This is a genomic window from Streptosporangium sp. LJ11 (assembly GCF_051918945.1).
Lineage (GTDB): Bacteria > Actinomycetota > Actinomycetes > Streptosporangiales > Streptosporangiaceae > Streptosporangium.
In genome coordinates this window covers 220,656-238,187 of sequence record NZ_JBPXMB010000010.1, presented here as the reverse complement: position 1 = coordinate 238,187, position 17,532 = coordinate 220,656, and the positions used below count along the sequence as shown (strand labels likewise).

At 69.8% G+C, this 17,532-nt stretch carries 15 protein-coding genes; 7 read left to right on the top strand and 8 right to left on the bottom strand.

Features of this window, described 5'->3' with window-relative positions:
* The first annotated feature begins 36 nt into the window (after positions 1–36).
* Positions 37–1,155: an alanine dehydrogenase gene (gene ald / locus ACTOQ3_RS17300; RefSeq protein WP_440084401.1), complete on the top strand. Its 1,119-nt coding sequence runs from the start codon at positions 37–39 to the stop codon at positions 1,153–1,155.
* Positions 1,156–1,215: 60 nt separating this feature from the next.
* Here the strand turns inward: ald and ACTOQ3_RS17295 are convergent, their stop codons facing one another.
* Entirely contained in the window at positions 1,216–1,923 is a 708-nt protein-coding gene (locus tag ACTOQ3_RS17295; RefSeq protein ID WP_440084400.1) for a DUF3105 domain-containing protein, read from the bottom strand.
* Between the two features lie 163 nt (positions 1,924–2,086).
* Between ACTOQ3_RS17295 and ACTOQ3_RS17290 the strand changes: the two genes are divergently transcribed.
* A complete protein-coding gene (locus ACTOQ3_RS17290; RefSeq protein WP_440084399.1) occupies positions 2,087–2,698 on the top strand; it encodes a DUF305 domain-containing protein in 612 nt (203 codons plus the stop codon).
* Positions 2,699–2,772: 74 nt separating this feature from the next.
* The gene (locus ACTOQ3_RS17285) at positions 2,773–3,072 is read left to right on the top strand and encodes a DUF3467 domain-containing protein (protein WP_329092600.1); all 300 of its coding nucleotides are present in this window, start codon (positions 2,773–2,775) and stop codon (positions 3,070–3,072) included.
* Between the two features lie 44 nt (positions 3,073–3,116).
* Here the strand turns inward: ACTOQ3_RS17285 and trpS are convergent, their stop codons facing one another.
* The 5 genes from trpS to ACTOQ3_RS17260 form a co-directional block, all read right to left on the bottom strand.
* Complete coding sequence (gene trpS / locus ACTOQ3_RS17280) at positions 3,117–4,082, bottom strand: tryptophan--tRNA ligase (protein WP_440084398.1); 966 nt, start codon at positions 4,080–4,082, stop codon at positions 3,117–3,119.
* Between the two features lie 162 nt (positions 4,083–4,244).
* Positions 4,245–5,309 carry a threonine aldolase family protein gene (locus ACTOQ3_RS17275; RefSeq protein ID WP_440084397.1) on the bottom strand — a complete coding sequence of 355 codons (1,065 nt, stop codon included), beginning with the start codon at positions 5,307–5,309 and terminating at the stop codon, positions 4,245–4,247.
* Positions 5,306–5,965 (bottom strand): SDR family NAD(P)-dependent oxidoreductase, encoded by a 660-nt coding sequence (locus ACTOQ3_RS17270; protein ID WP_440084396.1) that lies wholly within the window; start codon positions 5,963–5,965, stop codon positions 5,306–5,308. The genes ACTOQ3_RS17275 and ACTOQ3_RS17270 overlap by 4 nt, the downstream gene beginning before the upstream one ends.
* Positions 5,962–8,064: a DUF6421 family protein gene (locus ACTOQ3_RS17265; RefSeq protein ID WP_440084395.1), complete on the bottom strand. Its 2,103-nt coding sequence runs from the start codon at positions 8,062–8,064 to the stop codon at positions 5,962–5,964. Before ACTOQ3_RS17265 ends, ACTOQ3_RS17270 begins: the two co-directional genes overlap by 4 nt.
* A gap of 114 nt (positions 8,065–8,178) precedes the next feature.
* The gene (locus ACTOQ3_RS17260) at positions 8,179–8,403 is read right to left on the bottom strand and encodes a hypothetical protein (protein WP_440084394.1); all 225 of its coding nucleotides are present in this window, start codon (positions 8,401–8,403) and stop codon (positions 8,179–8,181) included.
* Between the two features lie 285 nt (positions 8,404–8,688).
* Here ACTOQ3_RS17260 and ACTOQ3_RS17255 point away from each other — a divergent pair, with 285 nt between their 5' ends.
* Positions 8,689–9,264, top strand: coding sequence for a toll/interleukin-1 receptor domain-containing protein (locus tag ACTOQ3_RS17255; RefSeq protein ID WP_440084393.1), 576 nt, complete (start codon positions 8,689–8,691; stop codon positions 9,262–9,264).
* Positions 9,261–13,379 carry a tetratricopeptide repeat protein gene (locus tag ACTOQ3_RS17250; protein WP_440084392.1) on the top strand — a complete coding sequence of 1,373 codons (4,119 nt, stop codon included), beginning with the start codon at positions 9,261–9,263 and terminating at the stop codon, positions 13,377–13,379. The genes ACTOQ3_RS17255 and ACTOQ3_RS17250 overlap by 4 nt, the downstream gene beginning before the upstream one ends.
* A gap of 138 nt (positions 13,380–13,517) precedes the next feature.
* Here the strand turns inward: ACTOQ3_RS17250 and ACTOQ3_RS17245 are convergent, their stop codons facing one another.
* The gene (locus ACTOQ3_RS17245) at positions 13,518–14,276 is read right to left on the bottom strand and encodes a carbonic anhydrase family protein (protein WP_440084391.1); all 759 of its coding nucleotides are present in this window, start codon (positions 14,274–14,276) and stop codon (positions 13,518–13,520) included.
* A 474-nt stretch (positions 14,277–14,750) separates the two neighbouring features.
* Between ACTOQ3_RS17245 and ACTOQ3_RS17240 the strand changes: the two genes are divergently transcribed.
* Entirely contained in the window at positions 14,751–15,311 is a 561-nt protein-coding gene (locus ACTOQ3_RS17240; RefSeq protein ID WP_440084390.1) for a hypothetical protein, read from the top strand.
* Positions 15,312–15,462: 151 nt separating this feature from the next.
* Here the strand turns inward: ACTOQ3_RS17240 and ACTOQ3_RS17235 are convergent, their stop codons facing one another.
* On the bottom strand, positions 15,463–16,266 hold the full coding sequence (locus tag ACTOQ3_RS17235) for an SDR family NAD(P)-dependent oxidoreductase (RefSeq protein ID WP_440084389.1): 804 nt from the start codon (positions 16,264–16,266) through the stop codon (positions 15,463–15,465).
* A gap of 56 nt (positions 16,267–16,322) precedes the next feature.
* Between ACTOQ3_RS17235 and ACTOQ3_RS17230 the strand changes: the two genes are divergently transcribed.
* Complete coding sequence (locus ACTOQ3_RS17230) at positions 16,323–16,919, top strand: TetR/AcrR family transcriptional regulator (protein WP_440084388.1); 597 nt, start codon at positions 16,323–16,325, stop codon at positions 16,917–16,919.
* The last annotated feature ends 613 nt before the right edge of the window (positions 16,920–17,532 follow it).

The following is a 17,532-nucleotide window of genomic DNA, read 5'->3' as shown; positions in this document are numbered from 1 at the left end:
GTGAAGAAGAGGACACGCGCCACCCTTGGAGGAGCCGTGAAGATCTCCGTTCCCCGTGAGGTCAAGAACCACGAGTACCGCGTGGCGCTGACCCCCGCCGGGGCCCACGAGTTCGTCCGGCACGGCCATCAGGTCTTCGTCGAGAAAGACGCCGGGACGGGATCTTCCATTCCCGACGCCGACTTCCAGAGCGCCGGCGCGACCATCCTCGACTCGGCCGACGACGTGTGGGCCGCGGGAGACCTGGTCCTGAAGGTCAAGGAGCCGGTTCCCGAGGAGTACCACCGGATGCGCAAGGGCCAGGTGCTCTTCACCTACCTGCACCTGGCCGCCTCGCCCGCGTGCACCCGCGCCCTGCTCGACGCCGGGGTCACCGGCATCGCCTACGAGACCGTGCAGAACGCGAACGGCTTCCTGCCCCTGCTGGCTCCCATGTCGGAGGTGGCCGGGCGGCTCGCCCCCCAGGTGGGGGCGTACCACCTGATGCGCCAGGGCGGCGGGCGCGGCGTGCTGATGGGCGGGGTGTCGGGCGTGCACGCGGCCAGCGTGGTCGTGATCGGCGCCGGGGTCTCCGGCATGAACGCCGCGGTCATCGCGCTGGGCATGCAGGCGGAGGTGCTGCTGCTGGACCGCGACATCGACAGGCTCCGCCAGGCGGACGTGATCTACAAGGGCCACTGCAAGACCATCGCCTCCACCACGTACGAGATCGAGCGGGCGGTGCTGAACGCGGACCTGGTCATCGGCGCGGTGCTGGTACCGGGCGCGAGGGCGCCCAAGCTGGTCGACAACCAGCTGGTCTCGCGGATGAGGCCGGGATCGGTCCTGGTGGACATCTCCATCGACCAGGGCGGCTGCTTCGAGGACTCCCGGCCCACCACCCACGCCGAGCCGACCTACCGGGTGCACGACTCGGTGTTCTACTGCGTGGCCAACATGCCGGGCGCGGTACCGCACACCTCGACGTACGCGCTCACCAACGTGACCGTCCCCTACGCGCTCGCGATCGCCCACCTGGGCTGGCGGGAGGCCCTGCGGAGCGACCCGGCGCTGGCGCTGGGCCTGAACACGCACGGGGGGCACCTGACCAACCGGCCCGTGGCCGAGGCTCACGGGCTGGAGGCGGTGCCCCTGGAACGGATCCTGCGGGCCTAGCGGCCGGGACGCCTCGTCAGGACGGCGTCACCGGCGTCCGTACCGGCTGTACCGGCCGGATCAGGGTGCCGGGGTGCCGCTGGGAGCCGGGGCGTCCGTGGCGGACGCGTCGGGGGCGGCCGACGGGCTCTGGCTGGGCGCGGTCTCCGGGATGGGCGCCTCGGCGGTGGTGGTGCCCACGCCGCCGCTGCAGGACGCGCCGAGCTCGGGGGTGTCCGGGCCGTTCTTGTACTTCTGGATGAACTTGGGCAGGCGCCCGTCGTTCGCGCTGTCCAGCTTGAGCTGGTGGTTCCAGGAGCTGGCCACGACCTTGGAGGGCAGGCCCGGGTACGGGCTCAGGAGCATGTACTCCTTGGAGGCCAGTTCCCTCAGCGTGTCCACCTCGGCCTTGGGGAGGTCCGGCCGGTAGGTGATCCACACGGCGCCGTGCTCCATGGCGTGAACGGCGTTCTCGTTGTTGATCGGCTGGTCGTAGATGCCGCAGTTCTGCCAGGCCGGGTTGTGCTCACCGCCCATCGGCGGAGTTTCCTTGTACGTCACCTTGGTCTGGGTGTGCTGGCTACCCGCGTACTTCGCGGTGACGACGTTGTCCAGCGAGTTCGTGGCCCGCTCGTTGACCATGTAGAAGGCGACCACCGCTACGAGCAGAACGACGACGGCACCTCCGGCACCCCACATCAGGAACGCGGCCCTGCGCTCCTTGCGCTTCTGCTCCTCACGCATACGGGTGAGGTGCTCACGCCTCGCCTGCGCCTTTTCCTTGGTCATCAACCCTCCAGCCGCAAACAACTTCGGGTCACCCTATGCCCTACCGGCGTATGTGGAGAATAAGGGGATGACAACGCCTGATACAGCGACGTTTCTCGACAGTGGGTACTCTGGGCAGGTAATGGAAATCCCCGGTAAAGATGGCACGAGGTCCAGGCGTGGCGTGGCGGCCGGAGTGCTGCTCGGCTGCCTGGTCGCGGCGGTCGCGTTGCTGCTGGTGGTGGGAAGGACGTCCACCCCGACCGACGCCTCGCCGGAGGCGGGCTTCGCTCGCGACATGTCCGTTCATCACGCCCAGGCCGTCGAGATGGCCTTCATCGCCAGGGACGGGAGCGCGGACGACACGCTCCGGCGGCTGGCCTACGACATCATCGTCACCCAGACGGCCCAGCGCGGCATGTTCATCGGCTGGTTGCAGCAGTGGGGCCTGAACCAGTCGAGCGAGCGCCCCTCCATGGCGTGGATGGCCGGTCACGGCGGCGGTCACGCTGTAACACCGGACGCTCCCGCCGCGATGCCCGGTATGGCAAGTGAGGACGAGCTCGAAAAGCTCCGCGAGGCCACAGGCAAGGACCAGGAGATCCTCTTCCTGCAACTCATGATCCGTCATCACGAGGGCGGCGTGCAGATGGGCAGGGGTCTGCTGAAACTGTCCGACCGCGAAGAGGTGGCCACCATGGCACAGCACATCGTCGACGGTCAGACGGGCGAGATCGAGTTGATGACCGACATGTTGCGGCAGCGCGGCGCCCAGCGGCTGCCTTCCATCCTTTAATGGCGTCGGCGCGTCCCTGTGCGGCCGGTCTCCGGCCAGGGCAGCATGGAGCCAACCTGGCCGGAGGAAAGAGAATGGTGAACGACGAGCCGGAGAACCGCCTGGAGGTGAGCATCTCCGCCGAGGTGGAAATGGGGCAGTACGCCAACTTCGCCTCTGTATGGCATACCCAGGATGGATTTGTCCTGGATTTCGCGGTGATCACCAGGCCGCCCCAGCTGGCCAACGACCCCTCCTCCGGGCAGCACTTCGTGAGCGTGCCGACCCGGATCGTCAGCCGGATCCGCATTCCCCCGAGCCAGGTGTTCGAGCTGATGAAGGCCCTCGAACAGCAGCTGACCGCGTACGAGCACGAGACGGGTCACAAGAACTGAGGCCCGGTGCGGGCACCCCCACGCCGGGCCCTCACGCCGGGCCCTCACGCCAGGCCGATGGCCTCACGCGCCTCGGCCAGCAGCCCGCCGGTGCGCTCGACGGCCAGCGCCGCCCCGCCCTCCAGGAGCCGCGACAGCTCGGCCTGGTCGGCCGACAACTCGGCGTGGCGCTCCTGGACGGGCCGCAGCGTCTCCACCACCGCCTCGGCCGTGTCCCGTTTGAGCGCCCCGTACGACCCGTACGAGAGCGACTCGACCGGCCGGTCCGAGCAGGCCGCGAGGACGGTGAGCAGGTTGGAGACGCCGGGCTTTCCCGCGGGGTCGTACGCGACCTCGGTGCCGGAGTCGGTCACCGCGCGCATGACCTTGCGCCGCAGGTCGGCGGGCGGGTCGAGCAGGTAGATCGTCCCGGCGGGCGAACCATCCGACTTGCCCATCTTCGAGGTGGGCGCGCTCAGGTCCATCACCCTGGCGGCGACCTGCGGGCGCACGGCCTCGGGCACCGTGAAGACCTCGCCGTACAGCCGGTTGAACCGCAGGGCCAGGTCCCGGGTCAGCTCCACGTGCTGGCGCTGGTCCTCCCCCACGGGCACGGCGTCCGCCCGGTGCAGCAGGATGTCGGCGGCCATCAGCGCGGGATAGGTGAGCAGCGAGAGCCGCACCTCCTCCTGCCGGGCGGATTTCTCCCTGAACTGGATCATGCGCCGCATCTCGCCGAAGTACGCCGTGCTCTCCAGCAGGTAGGCCAGCTCGGTGTGCGCGGGCACCCGCGACTGGACGTAGACGAGAGAGCGGTCCAGGCCGCAGGCGAGCAGCAGGGTCGCGGCCTCGCGGGTGCGGGCGCGCAACCGCTCCGGGTCGTGCTTGATCGTCAGGGCGTGCAGGTCCGCGACGGCGTAGACGCAGTCGGCCTCGTCCTGGAGCCGTACCGCGGGCATGATCGCGCCGAGGAGGTTGCCCAGCGTGAGACGGCCGGTGGGTTTGAAGGCGGAGAAGACGCGCTTTGTCATGGTCACTCCTGGTGAGAAGAGGACCGCCGCATACCGGTCGTACGGCAACGCGCCCGGAACGCGAAAACGACCGCCGGTGAACGGCGGCCGTTTGGTGCGCAGTCGGGACTGGCTAGCGGATCCGCCTCTCGACGGCCCGCCACAGACCCAGACTGTGCTTGCTCATGCCGGCGAGTCTAACTCCTGCGCCACCGCGGCGGCAAAGGCGTCCACGTCGGCCTCGGTGGTGTCGAACGCGGTCATCCAGCGGACCTCGCCGGTGGCCTCGTTCCAGGTGTAGAACCGGAAGCGCTTCTGCAGGCGCTCGGTCACGTCCCTGGGCAGGATCGCGAAGACCGCGTTGGCCTGCACGGGACGCGGGACCTCCACCCCGGGCACGTCCCGCACGGCGTCGGCGAGCCGCAGGGCCATCGCGTTGGCGTTGCGGGCGTTGCGCAGCCACAGGTCGCCCGCGAGCAGCGCCTCGAACTGCACCGAGACGAACCGCATCTTGGAGGCGAGCTGCATGGCGCTCTTGCGCAGGTAGCGCAGGCCGCGCACGGCATCGGGGTTGAGCACCACGACGGCCTCGCCGAACATCAGACCGGCCTTGGTGCCGCCGAAGGACAGCACGTCCACGCCCACGTCGGTGGTGAACGCGCGCAGCGGCACGTCCAGCGCGGCGGCGGCGTTGGTCGCGCGGGCGCCGTCGAGGTGGACGACCATGCCGAGGTCGTGGGCGTGGTCGCAGATCGCCCCGATCTCCTCCGGCGTGTAGAGCGTGCCCAGCTCGGTGGTCTGGGTGATCGACACCACCCTGGGCTGTGCCCGGTGCTCGTCGCCGAAGCCCCACGCCTGCCTGTCGATCAGCTCGGGCGTGAGCTTGCCGTCCGGGGTGGCGACCGGCAGCAGCTTGAGCCCGGCCGACCGCTCGGGGGCGCCGCCCTCGTCGGTGTGGATGTGCGCCGACTCCGCGCAGACCACCGCCTCCCAGTGGGCGGTCATCGAGCGGAGCGCGACCACGTTGGCTCCGGTGCCGTTGAACATCGGCCACGCCTGCGCGGCGGGGCCGAAGTGCTTCCTGAAGACCTCCTGCAGCGCGGCGGTGTAGACGTCGTCGCCGTACGCGGTCTGGTGGCCCCCGTTGGCGAGCGCGATCGCCTGGAGGATCTCCGGGTGGACCCCGGCGTAGTTGTCGCTGGCGAAGCCCTTCACCAGCGGGTCGTGCCTGCGGATGGCGTCCGTCACGCGGTCTTCCCCTCCTGTGTGGCGGTGAGGTCGATCCGGGTGCCGTTGGCGTCGGTGCTCCACAGGGCGTCGATCGCCTCGGCGAGGTCGTCGACGTCGGTGAAGCCGGGGAACGTCCGCTCGGGGCTCGCCGCGCGCATGCCCTCGTGCACGAGCGCCTTCACGACCAGGATGTTCGCGGTGGAGCCGGTGCCCTCCAGGGCGTCGGCGAAGGCCAGGGTCCACGCCTCGGAGGCGGCCTTGGCCGTGCCGTACGCCGCGTTGCCCTGGGTGGGACGCTCGGCCGCCTTCGCGGAGACGATGGCGAACCGGCCGCGCTCGCTCGCCTTGAGCAGCGGCTCGAAGGCGAGGGTGACGTGCTGGAGGGTACGGACCAGCAGGTCGTGCAGGAGCGCCCAGTCGTCCAGCGACGTCTCGGCGAAGGTCTTGGACCCGCGCCAGCCGCCGACCAGGTGCACGATCCCGTCCACCCTGCCGTGCTCGGCCCGCACGTCCGCCGCGAGCCTCGCGACGGCGTCGGCGTCGAGCAGGTCGACCGCCAGGGACCCCTCGGCTCCGCTCTTGTCGACGCCGATCACCGTGTGACCCTCGCCGGTGAACCTGCGGACGACGGCCCGGCCCGCGGGGCCGCCCGCACCGGTGACAAGGATGATCATGCTCGGATGCCCTTCGTGGAGTCGACGACATCGCCGAGCTTACGGCGCAGGGCCTCGTAGAACATGCTCAGGGGGAACTCGTCGGGCAGCACCGCGTCCACCACCGCCTTGGGGAATCCCTCGACGGGCAGGGCGCCGACCCCGCGGGCCCAGACCGAGGCGGGGTTCGGCTCGACATAGGCGGCGACCAGCTGGTGGGCGGCGAGCCAGTGGGCGAGCTTGGAGCGGTCGATGCCGTCCCGGTAGAGCTTCTCGACCTCGCCCCGCAGGTCCGCGACGCCCTCGGCGAGCCGGTCCCAGTCGACGCTCAGCCGGTTGTCGGTCCACCGGACGACGTCGTTGCGGTGCAGGTACGAGAAGAGCAGCTGCCCGCCCAGGCCGTCGTAGTTGCGGACCCGGTCACCGGTGATCGGGAAGCGGAACAGCCGGTCGAACAGGATCGCCAGCTGGACGTAGCGGGCGTGCGGCACGCCCTCCTTCTCCAGCTTCACGGCCTCGCCGAACGCGGTCAGGTCGCAGCGCAGCTCCTCGAGGGAGTAGAGCCAGTACGGCATCCGCTGCTTGATCATGAAAGGGTCGAACGGCAGGTCGCCGTGGCTGTGGGTGCGGTCGTGGATCAGGTCCCAGAGCACGAAGGTGTCCTGGGCCAGCTCCTGCGACGCGATCAGCCTGGCCGCGTCCGGCGGCAGCGCGAGCTTCAGCGTGGCCGCGGCGGCCCCGCTCACCGCGCGGAACCTCGCGGCCTCCCGGTCGGCGAAGATCCCGCCCCAGGTGAAGCGGGCCGGGGTCTCGCGGACCGCGACGGTCTCGGGGAAGAGCACCGCGGAGTTGGTGTCGTAGCCGGAGGTGAAGTCCTCGAAGGCGATCGGCACGAACATCGGGTTGTCGTAGCCGTTCCGCTCCAGCTCGGCCAGCCACTCGGGCCAGATCGTGCGGATCCACACGGCCTCGAGGTGGCGGAAGGTGGTGCCGTTCTGGGTGTACATCGGGAAGACGACCAGGTGCTCCAGCCCGTCCACCCGCTGGGTGTCGGGGTGGAAGGCGTCGAGCGCGTCGAGGAAGTCGGGGACGCCCAGCCCCTGGTCGGCCCACTTGCGGAGGTCGGCGACGACGGCGGCCAGGTAGGCGGCGTCGTGCGGGAAGCGCGGCGCGAGCCGCTCGACGTGCCCGGCGATCGCGGAGACCAGCTCGGCGGCCCGCGGCCTGTCGCCCTCCTCCGGGACCGAGCCGTCCTTGACCTGCAGCGGCCTGAGGGCCTCGACGGCGTCCTTGAGCTTCTGGAACTCGGCGCGGGCCTCGGAGTCGCCGGTCACCGAGTCCCCGGCGACCGCCGGGCTCTTGGCGGCGGGGACGCGGGCGGCCCAGGTGACGAGGTTGCCCCAGAGCGCGGCGTGGTCGTAGTCGCCGATCGAGTCGTCACCGAACAGGTCGGAGTCGGCGACCACCACGACGCGGCCCTCGCCGTGCCGTACGGCCACCGCCAGCGGGCGGTTCGCGGGGGTCGCGGTGGGCGAGGTGGTGAACAGGACGGCCGCGTGGTCGGGGGCGGTGAGCACGCCCGACCGGTAGAAGCAGGCGCGCCGGGCCCCGGCGAGCAGGTCCTGCCCGTTTTCCGAGGTGTCCCGGGGAGTGCCCAGGACCCAGGAGGCCACGCCGTTGTGGGCGTTCCCGGGATCCCGGACGAGGGTGTGCTCGACGCCCACGCCGAAGCGCGCGAGCAGCTCTGTGAGGTTGCTGCCGTACTTCTCCTGCTCGTACTCGGCCAGCACGACCAGCCCGCCGCCGTCGCGGACGTACTCCTCGATCGCGTCGAGTTCCTCGACGGGGAGGACCGGGCTGCCGAGCCCGGTGGTGTGCTCCCACCGGTCACCGGAGGGGTGCGCGATCACCAGCACGTCCCGCGCGCTCAGCAGGCCCGGGGTGAGCGGGCCCTCGACGTGCGCGTCCACGGAGTGCCCCAGCCCGCGCAGCAGCCCGGCCGCGCGCGCGTAGCTGCTGTCGTCGGGATGGCCGGGATTCATCGTCTCGGCCACATCCCGCCGGATGGTCCACGACTCGCTGTGTGCCTCGTCGAACAGTACGCGCGGGAAAGCTGACACGATAAATCCTCCTTCAGATGAGATTGGGTAACGGAAAATATACACAATCTATGCCCGTTTTGACGCATCCCTTATGGAGCGAGGAGGGTAAAAGATCGAGGTCCCGCAGCGGGGTCAGGCGGCGGACCGGTCGAGCCGGCCGACGACGGTGTCGACGGCCTCAGCGCTCAGATGTTCGGTGAGGAGGCGCCCGAGCCCTGTCTCGCCGAGGATCGCGCGCCGCCGTCCGAGCCGGTTCAGGTCAACGGTGATCTTGGATGCCTGAAGTCCGATGCGAACGGGCAGGCCGCGCGTGACGAAGACCACAGTCTCAGCGGCTCCGCCCGTCTCGGTGCGCAACGCACCGATCCGGCTGTGGCCACAAGCCGTGCCCGGCCCGGTCACCGGGTTCCTCGTTGACGGTCAGGGATCGGCGGTGGCGCTCCGGCCCCCGCTCGCACTCCCCCGTGTCCAGGTCGGCCTGGGCGCGCACGATGAAGACGTCGTACGCCTCCGCCGCCGGTTCGCTCACATGACCCCCGCGGACTTAATGTCGGTGTGTTCCTCCGTTTGCGGATAGACGGACAGTTGGTCATTTATTGCTACTCCCGGCCAGGGAAACATTTCGCGCCATAGCCTGATCGCATGGATATCGCGGATCTGGCGGTCGCCGTGATCGGTGCTGTGGCGGGCATCGCGGGCGCCTACTTCGCCTGGGTTTCCGTACGAAAGAAATCCCCCGGAAAGCGCGCCTCCCGCACCCCGATCTCCCCGGCGTCCTCCCCCGGAAGCGGTGGCACAGTGACGACTTACGATGTGTTTGTCTCCTATTCGCACGACGACGCCGACATCGTCACCGACCTGGCCGAGCGGCTGGAACGGCGCGGCATCCGGGTGGTCTACGACAAGCTGGTCGTCGGGCCCGCTTCGATCATCTTCCACGAGGTGGAGGAGGCGATCAGGAACTCGGCGCACGGGCTGCTCGTCTTCAGTCCCGCGTCGATGACGAGCGGCCCGGTGAAGAACGAGTACCACGTGTTGCTCCAGCGGTCCATGTACGACGGGCGGTTGCTCATCCCGGTCCTCGTCAAAGACGTGAAGACTCAGGATCTGCCGGAATTCGTCAAGATCCGCTTCTACAGCGACCTGCGCGGCGTTTCCGACACGGTCTTCGACCGGCGGGTGGACGAGATCGCGAAAGCCGTCCGGAGGGCACCGTGAGCGACGCGTACGTCTCCCACGCCCCGCAGGACGCCGAGTGGGTCCGCTGGCTCGCCGACCGGCTGCGCGCGGAGGGCCTGGAGGTCACCTACGGGGAGGTGCTCAGGTCTCCCGGCGCGATCGTCGTCGAGGTGATCGAGAAGGCGATCCGGGACGCGACCCACGGGATCCTGGTCTTCAGCCGGGCCTCCCTGACCGACCCCTGGGTGCGCCTGGCGTACGCCTCGCTGATCCGGCGCTCCGTCGAGGGTGGGCGGCGGTTCATCCCGGTGCTGATCGAGGACGTCGAGCTGCCTGAGTTCGCGGCCGACCGGTTTCACGTGGACCTGTCCTCGGTGGACGGACACGACCACGACCGGCGGCTGGACGAGCTGGTCCGGGCGCTGCGCGGGCGGGTGCCGGAGGTGGCGCCGGGCCCCGCCGTCAGGCCGGGCAGCGGGGTACGCCCGGAGAAGCCCCGGCGCTGCACGCTCCGGATCTCCCCGGACGAGGTCACGCTCCGGACCTCGTCGCACGAGTCCGTAAAGCAGGACGCACCGGATGGGACGCCGCGCCTGGCGCCGGCCGCCGGGAGCCCGGCGCGGGCGGCCCACTCCCCGGCCCGGAGTCCGAGGCTGGACGAGCTGGTCTGGCGGCTGGGGTCCGCTCGCGAGCGCGGCGACCACATCACGCGAGGTCCTGACGGCTCCGGCGGGGTCAGGGCGCTGCTGGCCGAGTGCGGCCGGGAGCTCGGGCACGCGTACCTCACCGGGGCCGCCGGGGAGGCGCTGGCCGCCGAGCTGGCCGGGGCGCACGCGCTGGGAGCGACGCTCCGGCTCGGCCTGGAGGTCGCCGAGGAGCTGGCGGACCTGCCGTGGGAGACGCTGACGGTGCCGGGGATGGTCGAGCCGCTGGCGCTGCATCCCCGGGTGCGGCTCTACCGGCACGTTCCGGCCGATACGACTCCCTCCATCACGATCTCGGGCCCGCTGCGGATCCTGGTCGTGATGGCCGCCCCCGAGGGGCCCGGCGGCGGGGCGGTGCTGGACCTGGAGGCGGAGCTCGCCAAGATCCTCGACTCGGTGGAACGTGCCCGCAGGGGTGGCCGGGACCGTCCCGGGGCGTACGTGCGCATCCTCAACCGGGGAACGCTCGCGGGCATCAGGGAGGCGCTGCTCCAGGAGCGCTTCCACGTGCTGCACATCTCCTGCCACGCCGAACCCGGGGTGCTGCTGCTGGAGGACACGGCCGGACGCGCCGACCGGGTGTCCACGAACCGCTTCGTCCGGGACGGGCTGCCTGCGGATCGCGGGGTGCCGCTGCTGGTGCTGTCCGGCTGCTCCACCGCCCTGGATTCTCCGGAGGGCCGTACGCCCACGGTCACGACCACCGAGACGCCGGAGAAGACCGCGCTGGGCGGGCTGGCGCGCGGGCTGACGGCGGCAGGGGTGCCCAGCGTGCTGGCGATGACCGCCTCGGTCACCGACCCGTACGCCACGGCCCTGGCCGGGCAGCTCTACTACGAGCTGGCGGTCCGGGACGTCCCCGAGGTGCTGCCCGCGTTCTGTGACGCGCGGCGGCGGCTGGAGGAGGAACGCCGGCGGCTGCCTCCGGGCAGCCTGGGCGCGTCACTCGTGGAGTGGGCCACCCCGGCACTGTTCCTGCGCGGCCCCTCGATGTCGCTGTACGACGCAGCCGGAGGGTTCGAGGAGATCCCCACCCCGGCCGAGCCTCGATTCGCCGACGGGGTGCCATTGCGCAAGGTCGGCGAGTTCGTCGGCCGCCGCTCGGAGATCCGCACGGCCCTGGACGCCCTGCGCGGCGACGGTCCCGGCGTACTGCTGCACGGCATCGGCGGGGTCGGCAAGAGCAGCCTGGCCGCCGAGCTGCTGCGCGACCTGGGGCCAGACGCGGGCCCGGTGGTCTCGGCGGTCGGCCAGACCGGTCCCGACCAGCTCCTTGAGGAGATCGGCAGCACCCTGCCGGCAGCCTTCACCGACGAGCGGACCCGTCACCTCGCGGGCCTGGTACGGCAGCCGCAGCACGAATGGAGCGACCGGCTCCAGGCACTCGGGCAGCTCCTCGTCCAGGTGCCGATGACCCTGTTGCTGGACAACTTCGAGGACAACCTGGCACACGACGGCACCGGGTGGAAGGTCGTCAACGAGGAGCTGGCCGGATTCCTGGCCGCCTGGATCCGTCTGCGTGGCAGGCACAAGCTGCTGATCACCAGCCGCTACCCCTTCCCCCTCCCCAAACGCGCCGAACGCCGTCTGCACACCCACCATCTCGGCCCGCTGTCCTGGGCCGAGGCCCGCAAGCTGATGTGGCGCCTACCAGGACTGGACGCGCTGCCGGTCGCCGACCGGCAACGGGCCTGGGCCAGCGTGGGCGGTCACCCTCGGACACTGGAATATCTGGACGCTCTGCTCCGAGGCGGGGAAGCCCGCTTCGACGACGTCCGCGAACGCCTGGAGGACCTCCTCGACCGGCGCGGCATCTCCCATCCTGGGGTGTGGTTGCGTGCCGCCGGGTCAGGCGACTTGGATGCGGCGTTGGCGGAGGCGGTGACGCTGGCGGTGGATGACACGTTGCTGGGTGAGCTGGTGGGGCTGCTGGACGATTTCTCGCGCGAGGTCCTGGTGGGGGCGTCGGTGTTCCGGGTGGCGGTGGATCGGGTGGGGGTGGCCTGGCCGGTCTCGACCCCGGTTGCGGGGGACCCGGAGCAGCCGGATCGACCGGATGAGCTGGTGCGGCGGGCACGGGAGAGGAATCCGCGGGCGGGGTTGGAGGATCCGGGGTCGGCGGAGGAGGAGGCGCGGCAGGACGTGGCGCACTCCCGGGTTCCACCGGTGATCGAGCCCGAGGGGGTGGAGGAGGCGTTGGAGGTGTTGGCGGGGTTGGGGTTGCTGGCGCCGGGTGCGGGGTCCGGTGACTCCGACGGGGAGCGGTCGTTCGTGGTGCACCGGTGGACGGCGACCACGCTGGCCGGGTTGGTGGCCGAGGTAGGGCAGGCGCACGAGGCAGCGGCCCGGTTCTGGCACTGGCGAACCCGGACCCGGCCGCAGAGCCCGCAGCAGGACCTGACGGACATGCTGGAGGCGCGCTTCCATTGGTATGCCGCGGGTGATCTGAACAGTGCCGCGGTGGTGACGGATTGGGTGTGTAAGCGGTTGCATACCTTGGGAGCGTGGAGCTGGGAGGAGCAGCTCCATCACGAGACCCTGTCGTGGTTCGCGGCCGAGAGCCGGCAGCAGGCCGTCGGCTTGCACCAGCTCGGCATCATCGCCCACAGGCGAGGAGACTATGAGCGGGCGTTGCGGCACTACCGCCGCTCCCTGACCCTCAACGAGAAACTCGGCGACCGCGCGGGCATGGCCCGTGGCTATCACCAGCTCGGCATCGTCGCCCAGGAGCGAGGAGAGCATGAGCGGGCACTGGAGCACTACCGCCGCTCCCTGTCCATCGACGAAGAGCTCGGCGACCGCGCGGGCATGGCGAGCGGCTACCACCAGCTTGGCATGATCGCCCAGGAGCGGAGGGAGTACGAGCGGGCACTGGAGCACTACCATCGCTCCCTCACCATCAAAGAGGAACTCGGCGACGAGGCAGGCATGGCCAACGGCTACCACCACCTCGGGATGATCGCTCAGGAGCGAGGAGATCGCGAGCGGGCACTGGAGCACTACCGCCGCTCCCTCACCATCCACGAGAAACTCGGCAACCGGGCAGGCATGGCGGGCGGCTACCACCACCTCGGCATCATCGCCCAGGAGCGAGGAGAGCATGAGCGGGCACTGGAGTACTACCGCCGCTCCCTCACCATCCACGAGGAGCTCGGCAACCGGGCAGGCATGGCCGGCAACTACAGCCAGATCGGTGCGCTGTACACCGAAACGGGCAGAGCCTCCGAGGCAGTGGCCCTCACTGTGCATAGCCTGCTCATCCGTGCCGAACTTCAGATACCCGGAATCAACATCAGCCTGCTCTGGCTCAGACAGCAGCGCGAGGCCCTCGGCGAGATCGAGTTCCGGCGCCTCCTCGCCGAACACCTGAGCGCCGAGGACGTCGACACCGTCACCGGCTGGCTCGGCCAGAACATCGTCGTCGGCTGGTCCGGCCGGTCCGACGAGTGATCCCCCACCGGGCGGCACGCGAACCGGGGCCCTCGCGGACGCGACCTCTTCCCCCTCAAACGACCACGCCGACCGAGGCGTACCTCGATCGGCGTGCTCATCACGGTCGCGGAACCGGGGACGCGGATCGGCGCGCCGTCAGTGGTACGAGTAGATGTTGGGCTCTGGGCTGTTCTCCTGGAGTTCCCGGTGGTTGCCCTCCGGGCCCCACAGTGACCTGTAGGACTGGATGTTGTCCTGGTGCGCCTTCGCGTGCTGGTCGAAGACGACCCAGTTGACCGGCTGGAAGTAGGAGCCGGTCTCGTCCGGCGTGGTGAGGGAGCCGGTGTAGCGGTAGGTGGCGTGCCTCTCGGGCAGCATGGCCCTGAGGTCGACGCCGTGGACGCTCCTGGACTCGCCGATGGCGGGGGGCGACGCGATCAGGCGGTCGTGCTGGGACAGGCCCTGGAAGGACTTGGCGTCGACGAGGACCGAGAAGACCACGTAGCCCTTCGGACCGGTCGCCCGCTCGTGGACGAAGTGGGCCTCGAGGGGGGCGAAGGGCTGGCCGGCGAACTTGTGCTCGGCGTGGCCGTGGAAGTGCACGTTGTTCAGGTTGTAGCGCTGGCCGCCGTAGGTGATGTACGGCCGGGAACCTCCGGCGCCGACGACGAACCTGACGTCGTCGTGCTCGCTCGCCTCCTCCAGCGGGGGCTTGTCCTGGAACAGGAGCGTCCCGTCGACGCTGTGCGGGTAATGGACGGCGAGCGCGGGCCGGGTGCCCGGGCACGCCGTCGAACGGTCGATCTCGACAGGACTCTGGACCGCGCCGTCCGTGCCGTGACCGTGGCACGGCTTGACCTGAGCCTGTACGGGAGTGGAAAGGGAAATGAACGGGAGGGAAAAAACAGTGGCCACCGCAATGGGGGCAAGACGGTACCGCACCAGTCGCCTTTCGTACGAGGGGATGCCAGATACGCCGCCTACGAAGTGCCAAATAGGGCGATGTCCGCATTAAAGGCGACATAAGGGCATTGGTGAGGCTAGTCGAAGAAAGTGAATCTGCACCCTGTTTTTTCGCGTCCAAAACGACCATAAGTAAACAAGCGATTACTTGCCATCGAGACACCGCGCCCCACGAGGACACGATGCGGCGGCCGGATCGGCCCGGCGTCGCCGGGGTGACCACGCCCATCGGACGAACATCCGGGGACCCGCCCCCGGGACGAGTCGTGGACCTGCCACGGGAGCCATCTGTCTCACAGAGCGTGTCGAGACAACCACAAAGGGTACAAGGAGAGCGAAAGGTGACGCCGTAACCGTCATCCAGGGGGGAAGATGCCTGTACGGAGTGCCCGATCCGTTGTCGTCCCGGCAGCGGCACTACTGGCCGTGACACTGATCGGCGGCTGCGGTGGCGACAGGCCGGCCGCGGTGAGACCCGAGGCCGTCGTGGTCGCGACATCGCCGCCCGTAGCCGTTCCGCCCGCCGCCGACCTCCCCGCGACGGATACCGCCCAGGAGTACACCGAGGACGAGTGCCCGGTCGGCGCCAACACCAAGAGGTTCGCCAAGACCCGCTTCGCGCTGCACGCGGGTCTCGCACTGGGGGCCTTCTATCGCTACATCTACAAACCGTTGCGGAGCGGTGGGTTCAAGGCCGGAGCGGAGAAGCGGAAGCGGACCTTCGCGAAGGCCGCCCTGGCCGGGCTCTTCACCGTTCACGAACTGAAGGTCGCCAGGCGCTTCGCCCTGGCCAACCCGACAATGTGCAAGGGCGTCAAAGCGGTCACCGACAGCTTCAGCAACCTGACCGACAAGTTGAAGAACGGCACCGCCACCGAGGCCGACCTCGAGGCCGGCAGGAAATCCTTCGACAGCCTGCGGCAGAACGCCGCGAAGAACGGCTACGACTTCAAGGAGAAGACCGCCGTCGTCCCCGGCGCGGGCTGAGCGCACGTCCGACCGGCAGGTCCCGGAGCGCGGGGCCTGCCGCGACCGACCGGCAGCCCGGCACACCGCCGATCGAAAGCCCTGCCGAGATCGCCCGCCCGGCCGCCCAGCGGCCCGACCGCCCGGCACGGCGCCGAGCGTCCGGAGACGATCATCCGGAGAACGGCGCCACCATCGCGCGTACGGCCTTCTCGAACCTCAGCGCCTGGTCGCGGTCGACGGTGAACGCGATGGGCCTACCCCTGCGGTAGGCGGCGAGCGGCCCGGCCGGGGGCCGGTCGACGAGCGCGGCGATCGGCGGCACGGCCCTGGCCACCGGCTGGGCGAACAACGCCGACATCACCCGCACGAGACCGCGTACCGGCTGGCGGAAGGGTTCGAACAGCCCGGTCGCCACGAACAGCGGGTTGTAGAGCACGTAGCTCGTCCGCTCGCCGTCGTAGGTCGAGGCCAGCAGCTCTCCGGCCCTGGCGCCCTGCATCGTCGCGGTGAAGGGCCGGTAGTCCCTGGTGAACTGCAGGTCGTCCCAGTGGATCCGTCCCGCGCGGATGCCCCCGACGCCGCACAGGTTGACGATCACGGGTGCCGGTGCCCCCTCCAGGGGTTCGCGCAGGCCCTCGGCCATCATCCAGCGGCTGATCACGGACAGGGCGAAGGTGTGCTCGAACCCCTCCTCGGTCTCGACCCTCGCCAGGTTGTACCTGAAGGCGCCGAGCACCAGCGCGTCGATCACCGGGTGCTCGTCGCGGAGTCGCTCGATCAGGTCGCGGGTCTGCCGGAGGGAGCTGAGGTCGGCCCGGACGAAGCGCGCCGCGGGCACGTCCTCGAGCAGGCGCCGGCCGCCCGCCTCGCCGCTGCCCACGGCGACGACCAGGTCGCCCCGTTCGGCGTGGTGCCGGGCGAGGGCCTTGCCGATGCCGCTCGTGCCGCCGGTGATCACGATGGTCCGTCGCATAAGTTGAGACCTTCCTCAAGTTGAGATTGACCTCAACTTAAGCCAGGATTCCCGGTATGCGCAAGGACGCCCTCCACAACCGCGAGCGCCTCCTCCTGGCGGCCAGGCGGCTCTTCGCCGACCGGGGGCTCGACGTGCCGCTCGAGGAGATCGCGCGTGCGGCGGGGGTGAGCATCGGGACGCTGTACAACCGCTTCCCCACGCGTGCCGAGCTGGTGGCGGCGGTGTTCGAGGACCGGGTGGCGACGGTCGCCGACCTGGCCACGCGCTCGCTCGCGACGGACGACGCGTGGGAGGGGTTCGTCGCGTTCATCACCGGCGTGTGCGAGCTGCAGGCCGCCGACCTCGGCTACAACGATCTCGCCGTACGCGGCGCCACGGCCGACACCGGCACGGGGTACGCGCTGATGCGGCGGATCATCGAGCGCGCCCAGGAGTCCGGCGACCTGCGAGACGACGTCGCGCTCGACGACATGGCGTTCGTGATCTGGGGGGTCGCGGCGACCGTGCGCGCGACGTTCCGCGTCGCTCCCGGTGTCTGGCGGCGGCACCTGGCCCTCACCCTCGACGGCCTGCGCGCCGGCGCGGCCCATCCCCTGCCCGTCCCGCCCATGTCACCGTCGCAGACGCGTGCCGCGATGGGCGAGTGCTGAGGGAGGTCTCTCTCGCGACAGCCGGCGAGCAGGACCGCCCGGTGCGGAGATGAGCCGGATGTTGCCGCCGTGGCCTCCACGGTCGCCGTTTCCACGTTCGTCGCTACAAACGATCATGATCCCGGTGGCCGTTCCCGTGCCCACGAGGGCCTCGCGGGTCATGCCCCTCGGAAATCCTGACCTACAGCCGCCGTATCAAATCGTCATCTTCCGGATATTTCATACCTCCGGCCTGGAGAACGGCACTCAGCCGTCGGCAGTCGTATCCCTTCGTGACATCCGCCCTTCAACTTCGGATGCCTAAACTTTGCCGGTGATCAGTAACAGAAGAGGGACTCGTTGCGACACCGGACCGAAACAGATGTTGTTTATCTTCGCCTAGACCGATGATTCCTAGGCAAAGACGTGAGGCGGTCATCGCCCGAATACATTCAGGACACATCTCTTCGGATGAGATTCGAGGCTCGTAAAAGCCGGCGGCACCCAGCCACCGGTTTCCGGCCCGACCCACCCGAACCCCGTTGACCTGGGCCGGGGTTCGGCAGTCGGACCAGCGGTTACCGGCCTCGCTCACCCTGTCGTCACCGCCGCCCACAGAGCCGGTCGAACACGG